This window comes from Flavobacterium omnivorum (assembly GCF_900099915.1).
Lineage (GTDB): Bacteria > Bacteroidota > Bacteroidia > Flavobacteriales > Flavobacteriaceae > Flavobacterium > Flavobacterium omnivorum.
This window is the reverse complement of record NZ_FNDB01000004.1, coordinates 352,528-369,317: the sequence shown is the minus strand read 5'-3', so window position 1 is coordinate 369,317 and position 16,790 is coordinate 352,528. Positions and strand designations below refer to the sequence as shown.

Here is a 16,790-nt window from a genome sequence, read left to right as displayed (position 1 = left end):
CTAAATCAAAATCATAGTTACCACTGCGTAAATCACAATTACGTTTTAGCTCTCGTGTTAAAACTGACTTATCTTTTTTAATAACTATTGCTATTTCGCTTTTACTGAAATTCTGCTCTAATAATACACTAATAGTATACCTTTGTTCACTGGTTAAATGGCTCATTATTTACAACTTTGGTCAGGAGTAAATAAAGACAATTTATTCCATTCGAAGGAGAGGACTTTAATGTCCTTTCTTTTGAAAAAATTATCCTATCCCTTTTCCTGAGAGTTGCATTAACTAATTGAATCTAGTAATAAAATCAATGGCATTCTGTTTAAATGCGATTACGGCATCCTGTTTATTTGCAGAAATGAATACCAGTTTAGGAATGCTAAATTCTAATTCTCCGAGCATATTAAAAAAGGTATCTTCTTTAAAAGAAATATCTAAGAAGACGAGATCCGGTTTTTTTAATTGTATCGTATTTATTCCTTCAATTATGGAGTTAGTTTCGCAAACTATTTTCAGAATCATGAAGTTTTCCTTTTCAAATTTATTTATGATTTGTAAAGTCTCTTTTTCTTCTGTAATAATTACGGCATTAATAGGGGTCATAGATGTGTACTTAAGGGATAATTTATCCTTAAAATGAAGCAATATCTTTAGTTTTAAATGTAAAGTGTTTATTTTAAGTGTAATAGGTGAAATATAAAATATTTTTTTATGTTTGAAGATAAAACAATAAATAGCAATAGTGTGTAGTAGTTCTTTTTAAAAAATTAAAAGTAATAATTGTTATATTCTCTGTATTAAGTGTTGTTTAAAATTGTTTTTTGCTAAAATGATAACATCTTTTTAAATTAAATTTTGGTATTTCCAATAACACAATGGACTTTGATGTTTTTTATTTTTTTATGCTCATAAAAGGATTAAGTATTCACAATCAAATAGTAATGTTTTGATCCGTTTGAAGGTAATTTTAGAATATATACCTTTTAATCCTTTCAAGCAAGGTAATATTATTTCTTCATAAAAGAACTATTTTTGAAAGTTTGTACTATCCTTTGAATCCTTACAACAGTATCAATTAGTCATAAACTCCGTACCGATTCCTAGTCCGGAACATTATTTGCCTTTGATTTATACTTTTCTAAAAGGAAAATTCGAAGATTTAAGTTTTCTTAATGATAAATTATTGGTGGATGAATTCGGTGATGATTTTATACGTTTAGTGAAATAAATCTATTATTTAGGGAAAACAATATGGTTTTACCAAGTTAAATCTTAAAAATACTACGGACGAAAATAAATAAAGTATATAAATGGTTTCACTAAAGAATACTATTGTAGTTTACAAACCTAAATTGTTTTTATTGTCGTAGCTGCCTTATCAGTCAAGAAGAATAATTCGCCATCCAATGGTTTAATTAATTGAGTAGGATATTTTTCAGGATTATAAGCTCCATTCAGAACCTCGTTTAGGGCATGGGCTTTATTTTCTCCGAAAGTCACTACTACAATCTGCTTCGCTCTATTAATAAGCGGTGCAGTTAATGTTATTCGAAACATATTTTGCGACTCAAGATAATAGGCTGCTACCCATTTATCACGTTCTTGTAATACTACTTGCCCTGGAAAAAGAGAAGCAGTATGGCCATCGTCACCCATTCCTAATAAAACAAGGTCAAACTGTCCGCCCTCGCCAGTTATATTTTTAATAGATTTTTCATATTCTAAAGCATAAGCCTCAGCAGATTCTCCTTCCTTATACATAGGAAATATGTTGTTTTTTGGTATACTAACATGACTTAGCAGGGTATCGTTAGCCATTTTAGCGTTGCTAAGTGCATCATCAAGAGGAACCCAGCGCTCGTCACCCCAAAAAACAAAAACCTTTTCCCAATCTATTTTGGTCTTATAAGGAGCTGTTGCTAAAAGGGTGTAAAGAGCTACAGGCGAAGATCCTCCGGTAAGTGCAGCCACAAAGCGACCGCGTTTCTGTATTGCATTTTGTGCAGCAGCTACAAATAGATCTGCGGCTTGGATTGTTATCTCTTCTTTAGTATTAAAAATTCTTACCATCAGCTGCTACTTCTACTTGTTTTGTTTGTACTGCTTTTTTATTTTTTTCTGCCTTGTCCGCTTTCTCTGCTTTCTTTCGTAGCTTTTCTTCTTCGGCATCTAGCGTATTTGATGCCCAAGAATGCCCCTGACGAGCCAATAATTCATTTGCCGCTTCAGGACCCCAACTGCCAGCTTCGTATTTGTGTAAACTTGAAAATTTATCGTTTTCCCAAGCATCCTGAATGGATGTTACCACATCCCAAGCTTCTTCGACCTGATCGGAGCGCATGAATAAAGTTGGGTCTCCCTGTAAAGCATCTAATAAAAGGGTTTCATAAGCTTCGGTTGCTTGTGTAGAGCAGGAGAAATAGTCAAAAACCATTTCAGCTGGTTTTAACGAAAGAGACAAGCCCTGTTTTTTGGTCATAAACTGCAACCTAATATCCATTGCCGGTTGAATGTTTATAATCAATCGGTTTGGCATCATTCCTTCTTTTCCAAAAGAAAAAGTAGAATGAGGTACCGGTTTGAATTGTATAACGATAGAGGATTGTTTTTCCTTCATTCTTTTACCTGTTCGAACGTAAAAAGGAACACCTTGCCAACGCCAATTATCAAGATAAAACTTCATGGCCACAAATGTTTCTGTTGTTGATTTTGCATCAACTCCCTTTTCTTGCAGATATCCGGGTATCGTTTTTCCATTTACCGACGCTTTATCGTATTGACCCCTTACTGTGTAATGATTGACTTCTTCTGGTGTTATACGACGTATCGCTTTTAAAACGTCAGCTTTACGGTTTCTGACCTCATCTGCTTGTAATGATGTGGGTGCTTCCATGGCAACCATAGTCAAAATTTGCATTAGGTGATTTTGAATCATATCCCTTAATGCTCCTGCACCTTCATAAAATCCGCCGCGGTCTTCGACCCCAACTTCTTCCGCAACCGTTATCTGAACTGAGTCGATGAAGTTACGATTCCATAGCGGCTCAAACATAGAATTTCCAAAGCGGAAAGCTAGGATGTTCTGTACTGTTTCTTTCCCTAAATAGTGGTCTATGCGATAGATTTGTTCCTCTTCGAAGGTTCTTGCCAATAGCTTATTTAAGAGCTCGGCAGAACTTTTATCGTAACCAAAAGGTTTTTCAATAATAATTCGATCTTGGTCCGGATTAGCTGCAAGGTCTAATTTCTTAATATTATTAGAAATCGTTTCAATAAAAGAGGGTGCTATCGAGAGGTAAAAAAGTCGATTGGCACGTGCCCCAAAAGCCGAATCTATTGCGTCCAACTTTTGTTTCATTAGCAAGTATGATTCTTCTTTGTCGATATCATTTTGCAAATAACTAATATGAGAAGCAAATTGCTCAAATTCTTTTTTGGAGGTTATTTTATTTCTGGAAAACTCGGTCAGGTTCTCGCTTACATGGCTTCGATAAAGCGCATCGCTGCTTTTTTTCCTTCCAAGCGCAATGATCTCAAAATTTTCTGGCATGCGACCATCAAGATAAAGATTATAAAAAGCGGGGAAAAGCTTTCTTTTTGCTAAGTCACCTGTAGCCCCAAAAACAAGAATGATGGTAGGCTTTATAGTATCGAGATTATCCATTATGTTCCATTTAAAATTTAGTCATTCCACTCCGTGTGGAATATACCGTTAGTATCTGTACGTTCATAGGTATGAGCCCCGAAGTAGTCCCGCAATGCCTGTATTAAGTTAGTCGGAAGTTTTTCTGAGCGGTATGCGTCAAAATAGGCTAAGGAGTTCATTAGACCTGCTATAGGTATTCCTTTTTGAACTGCAAATTGAACTGTAGATCTAATATTGGATTGATTCTCATTTAAGGTCTTTGCAATGCTGTCATCGAGAAGTATGTTTTTAAGTTCCCCGTTTTTGGCATAAGCCTGACGGAAATCTTCTAAAACTGTGGATCTAATAATACATCCACCGCGCCAAATCTTAGCTATTGTCTCTAGGTTAAGCTCATAGTTGTACTCTTTCGAAGCTTTGCTTAGCAAAGCCAATCCTTGGGCATAGGTAATTAATATAGAAAAATATAAAGCCCCTTTAAGTGTTTCAATGGCCAAAGGAAGTTCTGTATCCGTTTGTTCTGCATTCCAAATCAATTTTGAGGAAGCCTCAATTCTTTCCAGTTTGTTTTTAGACATTTCCCGCATTGCAACGGCAGCATCTACTGTTGAAAGGGGAACTTCTAAATCCATGGCATTTTGAGAAGTCCATTTTCCTGTTCCTTTGGATTTCGCCCAGTCAGAAATTAGATTTATTAACAGCTGGCCGTCGGTATCTTTTTTCTTCAGGATGTGTCCTGTTATTTCAATCAGGTAGGATTCGAGTTCAGTGTTATTCCAGTCTTCAAATACTTTTTGAATTGTAGTATCGTCTAGTTCGTATCCGCGTTTCATAAGATCATATGCCTCTGAAATAAGCTGCATAATACCATATTCAATTCCGTTATGAGCCATTTTTACGTAGTTCCCTGCAGATCCGTTGCCTAAATATTCTACGCATGGTTCTCCATTAACTTTTGCTGCTATGGATTCAAAAATGGGACGTAGCCTTTCATAAGCTTCTTTATTGCCCCCGGGCATAAGGCTAGGACCAAAACGGGCTCCTTTTTCGCCTCCGGAGATTCCCATTCCAAAGAAGTGGATCCCTTTGGCAGATAATTCTGTATATCTACGGTCAGTATCAGTAAAATAAGTATTTCCGCCGTCGATAAGAATATCTCCTTTATCGAGGTGGGGCAGTAGGTTTTGAATGACAGCATCTACCGCTTTTCCTGCAGGTACAAGTATCATAATAGCCCTGGGCTGCTTAATAAGTTCAACAAATTCTTTTACGGCTGTTGTGGCTTTAATTCGGTGTTGAGAATGCGCTTCCTCTGTAAGAGAAAGAACTTTATCCGCATCTAAATCTAATCCAGCTACAGCATATTTTTGGTCTGCCATATTTAAGAGTAGATTACGTCCCATTACTCCTAGGCCCACTATCCCAAAATCGAATGTATTCATAAATAGTATGTAAATTTATTATTAGAAAAAAAAAGGCTGGACTTTATTTATAAAGTCCAGCCAAAATTAGTCAATTATTAGGCTACAGTAACACTATTTATAGCTTCTTTTAATGCTTTTGCAGCAGCAGCTGGATCTTCAGCACCATAAATGGCACCACCTGCAACAGCTACGTCTGCACCAGCAGCTACAACATCCTTAATTGTACTAAGGTTTACACCACCTGCTACAGAGAAAGGAACTTTTGCTAATTTACCCTCACTGATAAGTGTTTGTACAGAATAACCTGCTAATGTTTGTTCGTCAAGACCAGCGTGTAGTTCAACAAAAGCAACTCCAAAAGCAGTTACTTCTTTTGCTCTTTGTACTCTATCTTTAACTCCAATAGTATCAACTACTACCTTTTTACCGTATTTTGCTGCAGCTTCTACCGCGCCTTTTACAGTTGCATCATCTACAGCACCCATAACGGTTACTAGATCTGCTCCAGCTTTAAATGCGATCTCAGCTTCTAGGAAACCGGTATCTGCAATTTTCATGTCTGCAAAAATTAATTTGTCAGGGAAAGCTGTTTTCATTGCTGTTACCACACTAAGTCCTTCCGATTTAATAAGAGGAGTACCTAATTCTATAATATCTACGTAAGGTGCTACTTTATGTGCTAGTTCTAATGCTGCTTCTGTAGTAAGTAAATCAATTGCGACTTGTAATTTTGTCATGTCTAAAATGTTTAAAAAAAATTAATAATATAAAAAAAATCGTTATTCCAGGTTGGCGTGTTTCGGCCATAAATCTTCTTTGGTCAATTCTGATTCTTGCCAAAGCGACATAAAAACGCCTTCTAGGATAAATAATGTAAACTGTTCAAAAAGGCTGCCAGCATACTGCTCAGAGACTGAAACTCCAAAGTCAGTTTTTGTTGCCGCTTTTATGAATATAATATGGTCTGCCACTTCTGCTAATTTGCTTTCTGCATCTGCAGTCAGCGCAATAACTGTGGCTTTTTGTTTCTTTGCTTTCAGCGCCGATGATACTACTGAGGATGTTGTGCCGGATCCTGATGCCAGCAATAATAAATCTCCTTCAAGAATGGCGGGTGTATTTGTTTCTCCTACTATGAATACCGTAAAGCCTAAATGCATAAATCTCATGGCTGCCATTTTTAATGCAAGCCCACTTCTTCCAGCCGCCATCACAAAAATTCGTTTGGCTGCTTTAATTTCGTTAACCAAAACCTTTATCTCTTGAGGATTAATCTCATTTGCTAATTTTAGGTTTTCCTCTAAAATAACATGCAGGTTTTTGTTTGTCAAAGTATTTATACTCATATTGTTTTATTTTTTAATAAGACTCATCACTATTTTATGGGTCAGTTTTTTACACCAATAGAATGGAATAATTCTGATCGATATTTTTTCGATTGTCTTTGTGTTTTAATTGATTGAATTTACAGAAAGCCTTTTAGATTGTAATTCCTCCAATAGAGTTAATATCAATAATAAGGTTGTGATCAATTTTGCAACGGTAATTTGTATCTATTTGAATAGTACTAATTACTGAGGCAAAGATAGATCAGTAGGGAAGGAAGGATGTTATATAAACAGGACTATGCGGTATAAATTTGCGCCAGTTCGTTTTGAAGGTCTGTTGGCGTTTCCTTTAGTTTAGCTTTTACAAATTTATTAAGTGCTGAAGGGGAGCTGAACCCAAGGTCAAATGCGATTTCCTTATGCGAGCGATCCGTAAATAGTAATTGTCGTTTAATTTCGGTTAGGATCCGGTTGTGGATTGCATTTATTGCGGTTTCGCCAGAATATTTTTTATTTAGTGCATTTAACTTTTTAGTACTTATAGCTAGTTTTAAAGCATAGTATTGTACAGTGCGCTCGCTTTTGTATTGATGATTTAAAAGTTTTTTAAAGGCTATATAGGTATTCTGGTCTGGACCTTGAGTGTCCTGATGTAAAACAGGATGTTGGCCATGTATCGATTCAATGAGTCCCAAAAGGAAAATTTTGATATAAAAACGGGCCTGCTCCTTTTTAACAAGGCTCGGGGTATTGTAAATATCCTGTATGTTCTTTATAATTGGAAGTACCTGTTCAAATTCAAGGATAGAAAGTGCAGTGCAATTCAGGTGAGCCGATAAATTAACATTATAGGCACTAAGCTCATTTTTTAATATATCAGAACAAAACAATACTTCTTCAAATAATATAATTTTACCAGACAAATCAGTGGACAGATTTGACACGAAGGAGATTTGTTCCGGAAATATAATGGAAATTTTTCCTGAATTTAATAAATGAATTTTATCTTCGATATGTACTTTAATATTTCCAGATTCCACTAAGATAATACAAAAATGATCTTTTTTATGTGGTTCGAAATAATCTTGAGCACTTGTTGTCCCAAGGTCAAAAACTCGGAAGGACAAATTTTTATCCTCCGTTTTTTGAATATTTTTTTTAATCTCAAACCTCTTTAAGTACATAGGGTATTTTATAAATAAGTGATGTGAACGCTCTAATTAGCAACTCAAATGCAGGAAATTCCTTGGAGCACAACTTCCAATGTTACTTCAAACGATAATTAATTAAATTTAATACGCTTATTTAGTCGAATTATTTTTCTACTATATCTTAATTTAGGCATTGACAATAAGTATATTATGATGTTAAACGAAGTAGAAATAAATTATAAAAAAATAATTGACAAATATACACTTTCTTAATTTTAATAGAATGATTTAACTTAAAATTAGGCTATAACTAAAGTCAGTACTGATCTAAGATTAGTACCAAGTAGTTTATATTTGCTGGATTCAAGTTACTAATGCAACTTTTTGGTTAAACATATAATTTGGTGTTTCAAAATTAAATCTTTTTCTCGGACGGTTATTTAATTTTTTTTTCACTAATAACATATTGTTTATCAATTTTTAATTAGTTCTGGCTACGTCCATTAAAACGGTGCAATTTCCAGCTCTTTAATTTCCATTATAGGTTAAGAAACAACGTTAAGAATTGGATAATCAATTAGTAGCACTTTTTATAGATTAAAAGGTGATTTTTGAATTCATCAAATCTCTTAGTTTTTAGGCAAGGTAGTACCGATTTGCAATAAAAAAACTATTTTTGGTAATAATTACTCTATTTATTTTGCCATTTTTAAACCATTCAAACTATTAGAATTTTTGAATTATCACTTGTTTTTTTAACTGTATTTTTTTTGTAAAAAAATGAAGGATTCGTTACAGCACCTTTAAGCAATCACCAAATTTAATTATGAGTAAATTAAAAACGCACACATTAACTTAACTTCTTATCAATTTTTTACAATGAAAATAATAGCAGTCATTCCCGCACGTTACGCTTCAACACGATTTCCCGCAAAACTAATGCAGGATTTGGGAGGAAAAACGGTCATTTTAAGAACCTATGAAGCGGCCATAAATACCAATTTATTTGATGATGTTTTTGTAGTGACAGATTCGGATTTAATTTATGACGAGATCATTTCTCATGGTGGAAAAGCCATCAAGAGTATCAAGGAACATGAATCAGGAAGTGATCGAATTGCGGAAGCAGTAGAAAATCTGGACGTTGATATTGTTATTAATGTACAAGGAGACGAACCATTTATCGATGTAGAACCTTTGGCAAAAGTCATTGAAGTTTTTAGAAATGATTTGGATCAAAAAGTGGATTTGGCTTCATTGATGCGCGAAATTACAAATGAAGATGACATCAATAATCCGAACAATGTAAAAGTGGTCGTGGATCAAAATAGATTTGCACTGTACTTTTCACGCTCCGTGATTCCGTATCCAAGGGAGAAAAATGTAGGCGTTCGCTATATGCAACACATTGGAATTTATGCGTTTAGAAAACAAGCGTTACTGGATTTTTACAGTTTACCGATGCAATCTTTGGAAGCATCCGAAAAACTAGAGCAGTTGCGCTATCTTGAATTTGGAAAACGTATCAAAATGGTGGAAACTACACATGTTGGAATTGGAATTGACACACCAGAAGACCTAGAAAGAGCCAGAAAAATGGTATAGTTTAGTTCTGGTTTTCATGATCAAAATAGCCTTTCGTTTTTACTTTGGTGGAAAAGAAATTCAAGAAAAGCACAATGAAAAACAGAAATAATAAGGCTTGTGTAGTTACTAGAAATTTTCCAATGGTAGTTATTGGATGATAATCGCCATAACCAATAGAAGAGGAAGTTACAATACTAAAATAAACTGCGTCAAACCAGTGATAAAAAGGTCTGTTTAGGTAACTGCCAACGGAATAAAAGACAGCATACGCAAATGCAATCTCTAAATAATTAAAGAAAAGCAACAACATGGATCTCTTGTAGGATCGTGGTTTTGAAAATAAATCAGATGCAAAAATCAGAGTTGGAATATAAAAGACCGTTTCCAAAAACACATAAACAAGAATCCAAATAAGCCATTCTTCGCTTTGCCAATGATTTACTAATATCACTATTGGAAAAATCACTTTTAATAAAACATAAAAGTCTAAAGCTAGATCTTGATATTCAACTCCTTTCTTGGTGGCCCAATATTTAATGTAAATTCCAGGGAAAAGCAATTGCGAAGAAGCCAGTAATAATCGGACTATTTTTTCAATTCCATTGTCTTCTTGATGGTCGTTGTTCCAAATGGATTGTATGTTTTGAATCCGTTTTTGAATGGGATTGAATTGGGGCTGAGCACCTTGAGATGGTTTCCCTAAAAGCAATTTTTTTATAATTTTTTTCATTCAATACGCGTTTAAAATAGGCGATGTAAGAGTACAAAATAATTGTGCTGCAATGTTACTAGATTGGATTATAATTAATTTCTAGTTTTTTAGCGTTCCAATTTTTCGATTAAAATTAACTCGTTGTGAATTTCAATTCGCGGAATTGTTTTAATTTTAAATTGCTTGTTGTAAAATTCAGCGATATATTTTTTGTTTCTTATATTTTGCGTTTCATTCAAAATCATCGTATTGAAAAGAATAACACCGCGACTTTTTAAAAGAGAGCAAACCCTGTTGATGAAAAAAGTTTCAAATAAAAAATTTGGCATTGTCGTATCTAGAAAAATATCAATAATAATTAAATCGTATTTGGCTTTAGTTTTTAAAACAAATTCGAAAGCATCATCAATCACAATTTCAAGGTTTTTTATTTGGTCAAGTTTAAAATAGGCATTGGCTATTTTTATAATCTCGGCATCAATTTCAACTCCGGTAATTTTCCCTTTAAATTTAATTTCCTCCACCAATGTTTTTATAACACTTCCTCCAGCAACTCCCAAAACAAGGATATGATTCATATCAAGTATTTTTTTATATCCAATATTTTTTAATCCTAATCTCAAAATGCGTTGCAAGCTGCCATAAGAATAATTAGCGTTTTGTGAATCTAAAACTAATTCGCCATTAGCCCAAGTGACTTCAATAGATTTACTCAATACCGATTTTGTCTCATAAATTTTTATTGGAATAAGATAACTGAATATTTTTTTTATCATTGTAAGCTGTTTGACTCAAAAATAAGATTTAAATTATTTAATTTACGCTAAATAGAAAAGAATGAAGAAACAATTATACAAATGGATATTTTTCAGACTCATGGGTTGGAAAATAGTGGGTAGCATTAATGCAGATATAAAAAAATGTGTTATGATGGTAATGCCTCACACTAGTTCACATGATTTTTATTTGGGCATTTTCACCAGAGGAATTACCGGATTAGAAATGAATTGGGTTGGTAAAAAGGAATTATTTAGTTTCCCATTTGGATTTTATTTTAGATATATGGGAGGAGAACCTTTAGATCGCTCTGGAGGGTTGAATAAAGTCGATTCCATTGCAGCTATTTTTCAACGAAAAGAAATCTTTAGACTAGCAGTTGCTCCAGAGGGAACACGTCAAAAAGTAACCGAACTAAAAACTGGATTTTATTACATTGCTTTGAAAGCAAATGTGCCCATTGTTCCAGTAACTTTCGATTTTGGAAAAAAAGAAGTTAATTTAGGGAATCCTTTGTCGCCGTCAGGTGCAATTGAAAATGATATGGCCATTTTAAAAAAGCATTTCATAGGAGTTCAAGGTAAAAATCCTCAAAAGGGCTATTCAGTATAAATACAATTCAAAATAAATTGTTTAAAGTCAAAACCAGTTAAAAGAATTTTTACCAATTTCAAAAACACTGATTTGCAACAGACCACTAAAAAATTTAAATTCGTAACCTCGTGGATATATTTATATAGAGTACTTGCGGAACTGAATTCATGATGAGCAGAACCGCTACATAATTTGAAATGTTTTCATAGAATAGACCACTATTCAATAGTTTGACCAAAAGGAAGTCTCTCCCATAACCTTATTCTACTATTATCGGATCGGTAAAGCACTGACTAAGATTCCCTCTCAATAGCAGCATAGGTCTGAGAATCTCCATTATATTGTTCTACGAAAATAGAAATAGCATATGGAATTAGTCTACTCGGGAACGTAACTTTTGAAGGTTCCATTTTTATAAAAAATCACGATTTTATCAATTGCACTAGAATCAGGCTCTTTATTGCCGTTTGGATTTTCTATTTTTTTTGTTTCTAAGGATGGCTTCGGATCTGAGATGTTTATTTCCGAAAATAAATTCGCTGGAGTTGTATCCGTTGCAGGAGGAATTTGAGCATTAGATTTTATCATTGGCTCAATCGTATTTTCCTTTTTATCAAACTGCTCTGAATTTTTGGGAAAGGTTCCTTTTCCATTCAAAATCCAATACAAATCAACATCAGGAAACACGACTAATATTTTAAGAATAAAATCCAAGCTGGGTTTGTTTCTTCCTGATAGCAGGTGGGACAAACTGGAGCGCTGTACACCAATTTTATCTGCAAAAGAAGAAGCATTCAAGCTGTAATAATCCAGTATAATTTCTAATCTTTTTATAAAATCCTCTATGTTTACCATTGTAAATTAGTATTAAAAAACTACTATTTACAAATGTAATTAAAATCAAGTGAAATACCTAAATTACAACTGTAAATCACTTATTATCGATACTTTTTATTAAAGTTTTATTAAATGTAAGTATACATAAACCACTAATAAATAAATATTTAAATAACAATAAGTAAATCAATAACATTTGTCATTTAAAGGAATGCAAGCCTACGTAGTTTGCTTCAAATAAGTGTTTACATCAATGAAATAAATCAAATTAAAATAGTTTACAAATGTAAATATAAAGATGTTTACTTTTGTAAATCAAATAAAACATCATGGATTTAGAACAATTATTCAGTCAATATAAAGAAGAAACCATTCGCGGTCGTTACATTACTTTAGATTCTATTGAACCGTTATTGCAAAAATTAAACACCAATAATCAACTTCAAATAATTGGGAAATCAGTTCTTGGAAAATCAATTTATTCGTTTGAAATAGGTGAAGGTAAAACTAGGATTTTTCTTTGGTCGCAAATGCATGGGAATGAAAGTACAACTACAAAAGCGTTTTTTGACTTTCTAAATGTATTGCAGAGTGGCTCTGAATTGGCGCAAAAATTACTGAATACATTTACTTTCTGCAGTATTCCAATGTTAAATCCTGATGGCGCAACATTATATACGAGAGAAAATGCCAATAAAGTGGATTTAAATCGCGATTCGCAAGCACTTACGCAACCAGAAAGTAAGATTTTAAGAGATGTTTTTGAATCTTTTAAACCGGATTATTGCTTTAATCTTCATGATCAGCGTACTATTTTTGGCGCAAGCGATACGGGCAAGCCGGCTACATTGTCCTTTTTGGCACCTTCTTACAATAAAGAAAGAGAAGTGAACGAATCTCGATTAAAGGCTATTAATTTGATTGCGAGTATTAATGAAGAGCTTCAGCAGTATTTACCCAATCAAATTGGTCGTTTTGATGATTCGTTTAATATCAATTGTATTGGGGATACTTTTCAATATTTAGGAGTACCCACGGTTTTGTTTGAAGCAGGGCATTTTCAAAATGACTATCAAAGAGAGATAACTCGAAAATACGTTTTTATGGCATTGATTCTAAGTTTTACTGCACTGAGCGAAAACGTTATAGTTAGCAACGGAATTAACAAATATTTGAATATTCCTCAAAATAAAGTCGTTTTTTATGATTTTATGTATAAAAACATCAAAATAAATTATGATGGTATCGAAATAATCACCAATTTTGCAGGACAATATAAAGAAGAGTTAATTGAAAATCAAATTTGTTTTAATGCCTACGTTGTTCAGATAGGCGATTTAGAAAATTATTTTGGTCATTTTGAATACGATGCTAAAGGAGCACTTTATAAAGATGATTTTGATTCAATTCCTAAATTAAACCAAAAAGCTGATTTTTATTTAGATAATAACATAAAAGTTGTTAACGGAATGATAAAAATATAATATTTTCGTCTTTTTATTGTTTTTATGTATATTTTTATACTTTGTTAAAGCAATTAATAATATTAATTAAAGAGTTATGAGTAAATTTCGTTTAGATGAAGTAGATCACCAGATTTTAGATATGTTGATAGACAATACAAGAGTTCCATTTACGGATATTGCAAAAAAATTATTAATTTCGGCAGGTACGGTGCATGTTAGAGTTAAGAAAATGGAGGATGCAGGTATTATAATGGGATCTTCATTAGTGCTTGATTACGATAAATTGGGATATTCATTTATCGCGTATGTAGGTGTTTTTCTAAACAATACTTCTCAAACAAAATTCGTTTTGGAGAGAATTAATGAAATTCCGTACGTGACAGTAGCCTCTGTTACTACAGGGAAATTCAATATCTTCTGTAAAATTAGAGCTAAAGATACGAAGCATGCAAAGGATGTTATCTTTATGATAGATGATATAGATGGTGTGTATAGAACTGAAACTATGATATCTCTAGAAGAAAGTATTAATGACAAGAAGCGCTTGATGCATACTATTTTCAAAAATATGTAATTAGTCTTGAATGTGCTATATAATAAATATAACCTCAAGTTAATTCTTGGGGTTTTTTTATGACAAATGAATTAACTAAACCAACTACAACCGAATAACTATGTACACACTACCTAAAATCGAGCGTTTCAATCAAGACGTTCTATCGAAATATAATATTTACAATAGTGTTTTTATTACGCTGCCTTTTCACTCTATAGATAATACAGGAGCTTTACTTCCCTTATTTACAGATATTTGCGATACAGGCTTCAAAAAACAAGAAACACCAAAGGAAATAGTTGATTTTTTTGCTCAACGTTATTTACATGATGCCTCAGAGGCTGATAAAATTGACATCATGTTTCGCTTTATTCAGTATATTGAGCGCCAAATCGTATTATTTGATGCTATTGAAGATGCTGCTTTTCCGATTGTTAATAATATGGAAGGAAGAGGATCTCTCCGAGATATAAAAGAGAAGTCTGACGCAAAAAATAAACAAGAGGAATTAATTGATTTCTTAGAAGATTTCAATGTGAGAACGGTTTTAACGGCTCATCCTACACAGTTTTATCCTGGAGCAGTTCTTGGGATTATCAATGATTTGACAGAGGCAATCCGCAAGAATAATTTATTAGATATCAAGCAATTGCTAGCGCAATTAGGTAAAACTCCTTTCATTAAAAATGAAAAACCGAATCCTTTTGATGAAGCAGTCAGCTTGATTTGGTATCTTGAAAACGTATTCTATGAAACTTCCGGAGAAATGGTTCATTATCTTCAAAAAAATATTTTTGATGGTAACTCCATAAAAAATCCTTTAATTAAGCTTGGGTTTTGGCCTGGCGGAGACCGTGATGGGAATCCATTTGTAACAACGGAGATTACTTTAAATGTAGCCGAACGCTTGCGAACTTCCATTTTGAAATGTTATTATATTGAAATGAGAGGATTAAAAAGAAAATTAACTTTCTCAGGTGTAGATACTTTAGTTAATCAGCTTGAACAAAAACTTTATAGATCTGTTTTTTATTCAAAGGGGGAAATTTTTATCACTTTAGATGAATTTAAATCACAATTGAACAAAATAAAACAGATCATTATTGATCAACATCAATCCTTATATTTGGACGAATTAGATGCGCTTTTGATAAAAGTTAATTTATTTGGATTTCATTTTGCTTCTTTAGATATTCGTCAAAACAGTAAAATACATGATTCCGTGTTTCATGACATCGTCGCGTATTATTTAAAAACCGATGAATCTGTTTTTCCGAAAAATTATTTTGAATTAACTGAAGAAGAAAAATTTAAAGTCTTGTCAAATACAAGTGGTACTCTTGATCCTGCTGTTTTTGAAAATGAATTGACACGCTTGACAATTGAATCCGTTCAAGCTATCAAAACAATACAACAAAATAACGGAGAATTTGGTGCTAATCGCTATATAATTAGTAATAATGAAAGTGCGCTTAACGTAATGGAAACCTTTGCTTTATTTCGTTTAAGTAATTGGGAGGATCCTACAGTTGATATTATACCTCTTTTTGAATCGGTAGATGATTTGCAAAATGCGCATGCCATTATGGAAAAATTATATACCAATCCGGCTTATGCAAAACATTTAATTAATAGAAATAATAAGCAAACCATCATGCTTGGTTTTTCTGATGGTACAAAGGACGGAGGCTACCTTATGGCAAACTGGAGTATTTACAAAGCCAAAGTAGAACTTACAGAAATATCAAGGAAATATGGCATTAAGGTTATTTTCTTTGATGGTCGTGGTGGTCCGCCAGCTCGTGGGGGTGGAAAAACACATAAGTTTTATGCTTCTTTAGGACCAAAGATTGAGAATAATGAAATTCAGGTTACAGTGCAGGGGCAGACTATTAGTTCTAATTTTGGTACATTAGATTCTTGCAGGTATAACTTGGAAAATTTACTGAGTGCTGGTGTGACCAATCAAGTTTTTGGTAAAGGCGATAATGAATTGACTTTAGAGGAAAAAAGTATATTAGATCAATTGGCAGGTTTAGGATATGAAAAATATTTAAGTTTTAAGAATCATCCCAAATTCATTCCTTATTTGGAACAAATGAGTACGCTAAAGTACTATGCCAAAACGAACATTGGAAGTCGGCCATCGAAAAGGAGTAAATCAGAACATTTAGATTTTGCTGATTTAAGAGCCATTCCGTTTGTGGGTTCTTGGAGTCAGCTAAAGCAAAATGTTCCTGGTTTTTTTGGGGTCGGTACCGCTTTAAAATATTTTGAGGATACGAACCAATGGGATAAAGTCCAAGATTTATATGATCATTCTTTGTTCTTTAAAACCTTGTTGGAAAATAGTATGATGTCATTGGCTAAATCATTTTTTCCTTTAACCGCTTACATGAAAAAAGATCCGCAGTTTGGAGATTTTTGGCAAATTATTTATGATGAATTTTTAGAAACAAAACGATTGCTTTTAAAAATAGCAGGTCATAAAGAGCTTATGGAAAATTATCCAGATGGTAAAGCATCTATACAAATAAGAGAACGTATTGTGCTGCCATTGTTAACAATACAACAATATGCTTTATTGAGAATTAACGAGTTGAATAAGGAAAATACACCTGATGAATCCCTTATAAAAGTGTATGAAAAAATAGTGACTCGTTCTCTTTTTGGAAACACAAATGCTAGTAGAAATTCAGCTTAAAAAATATAAA

Annotated in this window: 16 protein-coding genes; 5 read left to right on the top strand and 11 right to left on the bottom strand. The window is 33.2% G+C overall.

Annotation, left to right across the window (positions count from 1 at the left end; translation table 11 throughout):
• The 8 genes from BLS90_RS17340 to BLS90_RS06845 form a co-directional block, all read right to left on the bottom strand.
• On the bottom strand, positions 1 to 166 hold a 166-nt coding region (locus tag BLS90_RS17340; protein ID WP_139171394.1), incomplete at its 3' end, for a helix-turn-helix domain-containing protein.
• 117 nt (positions 167 to 283) lie between these two features.
• Positions 284 to 643 carry a response regulator gene (locus BLS90_RS06875; protein ID WP_139171393.1) on the bottom strand — a complete coding sequence of 120 codons (360 nt, stop codon included), beginning with the start codon at positions 641 to 643 and terminating at the stop codon, positions 284 to 286.
• Between the two features lie 702 nt (positions 644 to 1,345).
• A complete protein-coding gene (pgl, locus tag BLS90_RS06870) occupies positions 1,346 to 2,068 on the bottom strand; it encodes a 6-phosphogluconolactonase (protein WP_091256770.1) in 723 nt (240 codons plus the stop codon).
• The gene (gene zwf / locus BLS90_RS06865; protein WP_091256767.1) at positions 2,052 to 3,662 is read right to left on the bottom strand and encodes a glucose-6-phosphate dehydrogenase; all 1,611 of its coding nucleotides are present in this window, start codon (positions 3,660 to 3,662) and stop codon (positions 2,052 to 2,054) included. The genes pgl and zwf overlap by 17 nt, the downstream gene beginning before the upstream one ends.
• A gap of 17 nt (positions 3,663 to 3,679) precedes the next feature.
• Positions 3,680 to 5,086: an NADP-dependent phosphogluconate dehydrogenase gene (gene gndA / locus BLS90_RS06860; protein WP_091256765.1), complete on the bottom strand. Its 1,407-nt coding sequence runs from the start codon at positions 5,084 to 5,086 to the stop codon at positions 3,680 to 3,682.
• A gap of 77 nt (positions 5,087 to 5,163) precedes the next feature.
• On the bottom strand, positions 5,164 to 5,805 hold the full coding sequence (gene hxlA / locus BLS90_RS06855; RefSeq protein ID WP_091256762.1) for a 3-hexulose-6-phosphate synthase: 642 nt from the start codon (positions 5,803 to 5,805) through the stop codon (positions 5,164 to 5,166).
• Between the two features lie 42 nt (positions 5,806 to 5,847).
• The gene (gene hxlB, locus BLS90_RS06850; protein WP_091256759.1) at positions 5,848 to 6,414 is read right to left on the bottom strand and encodes a 6-phospho-3-hexuloisomerase; all 567 of its coding nucleotides are present in this window, start codon (positions 6,412 to 6,414) and stop codon (positions 5,848 to 5,850) included.
• A 278-nt stretch (positions 6,415 to 6,692) separates the two neighbouring features.
• The gene (locus BLS90_RS06845) at positions 6,693 to 7,580 is read right to left on the bottom strand and encodes an AraC family transcriptional regulator (RefSeq protein WP_091256756.1); all 888 of its coding nucleotides are present in this window, start codon (positions 7,578 to 7,580) and stop codon (positions 6,693 to 6,695) included.
• A gap of 846 nt (positions 7,581 to 8,426) precedes the next feature.
• On the opposite strand from BLS90_RS06845, the gene kdsB reads away from it, so the two are divergent.
• Complete coding sequence (gene kdsB / locus BLS90_RS06840; protein WP_091256754.1) at positions 8,427 to 9,152, top strand: 3-deoxy-manno-octulosonate cytidylyltransferase; 726 nt, start codon at positions 8,427 to 8,429, stop codon at positions 9,150 to 9,152.
• Between the two features lies 1 nt (position 9,153).
• Here the strand turns inward: kdsB and BLS90_RS06835 are convergent, their stop codons facing one another.
• Positions 9,154 to 9,864, bottom strand: a complete 711-nt coding sequence (locus tag BLS90_RS06835) for a potassium channel family protein (protein WP_091256752.1) — start codon at positions 9,862 to 9,864, stop codon at positions 9,154 to 9,156.
• An 89-nt stretch (positions 9,865 to 9,953) separates the two neighbouring features.
• Positions 9,954 to 10,622: a spermidine synthase gene (locus tag BLS90_RS06830; protein ID WP_091256749.1), complete on the bottom strand. Its 669-nt coding sequence runs from the start codon at positions 10,620 to 10,622 to the stop codon at positions 9,954 to 9,956.
• Positions 10,623 to 10,683: 61 nt separating this feature from the next.
• On the opposite strand from BLS90_RS06830, the gene BLS90_RS06825 reads away from it, so the two are divergent.
• Entirely contained in the window at positions 10,684 to 11,235 is a 552-nt protein-coding gene (locus tag BLS90_RS06825; RefSeq protein ID WP_091256747.1) for a 1-acyl-sn-glycerol-3-phosphate acyltransferase, read from the top strand.
• Positions 11,236 to 11,595: 360 nt separating this feature from the next.
• Here the strand turns inward: BLS90_RS06825 and BLS90_RS06820 are convergent, their stop codons facing one another.
• A complete protein-coding gene (locus BLS90_RS06820; protein WP_091256745.1) occupies positions 11,596 to 12,072 on the bottom strand; it encodes a helix-turn-helix transcriptional regulator in 477 nt (158 codons plus the stop codon).
• A 311-nt stretch (positions 12,073 to 12,383) separates the two neighbouring features.
• On the opposite strand from BLS90_RS06820, the gene BLS90_RS06815 reads away from it, so the two are divergent.
• The 3 genes from BLS90_RS06815 to BLS90_RS06805 all read left to right on the top strand — a co-directional run bounded on the left by BLS90_RS06815 (position 12,384) and on the right by BLS90_RS06805 (position 16,780).
• Positions 12,384 to 13,538, top strand: a complete 1,155-nt coding sequence (locus BLS90_RS06815; RefSeq protein ID WP_091256743.1) for a M14 family metallopeptidase — start codon at positions 12,384 to 12,386, stop codon at positions 13,536 to 13,538.
• Positions 13,539 to 13,614: 76 nt separating this feature from the next.
• Positions 13,615 to 14,094, top strand: coding sequence for an Lrp/AsnC family transcriptional regulator (locus tag BLS90_RS06810; RefSeq protein ID WP_066082003.1), 480 nt, complete (start codon positions 13,615 to 13,617; stop codon positions 14,092 to 14,094).
• Between the two features lie 100 nt (positions 14,095 to 14,194).
• On the top strand, positions 14,195 to 16,780 hold the full coding sequence (locus BLS90_RS06805) for a phosphoenolpyruvate carboxylase (RefSeq protein ID WP_091256741.1): 2,586 nt from the start codon (positions 14,195 to 14,197) through the stop codon (positions 16,778 to 16,780).
• Positions 16,781 to 16,790: the final 10 nt, after the last annotated feature.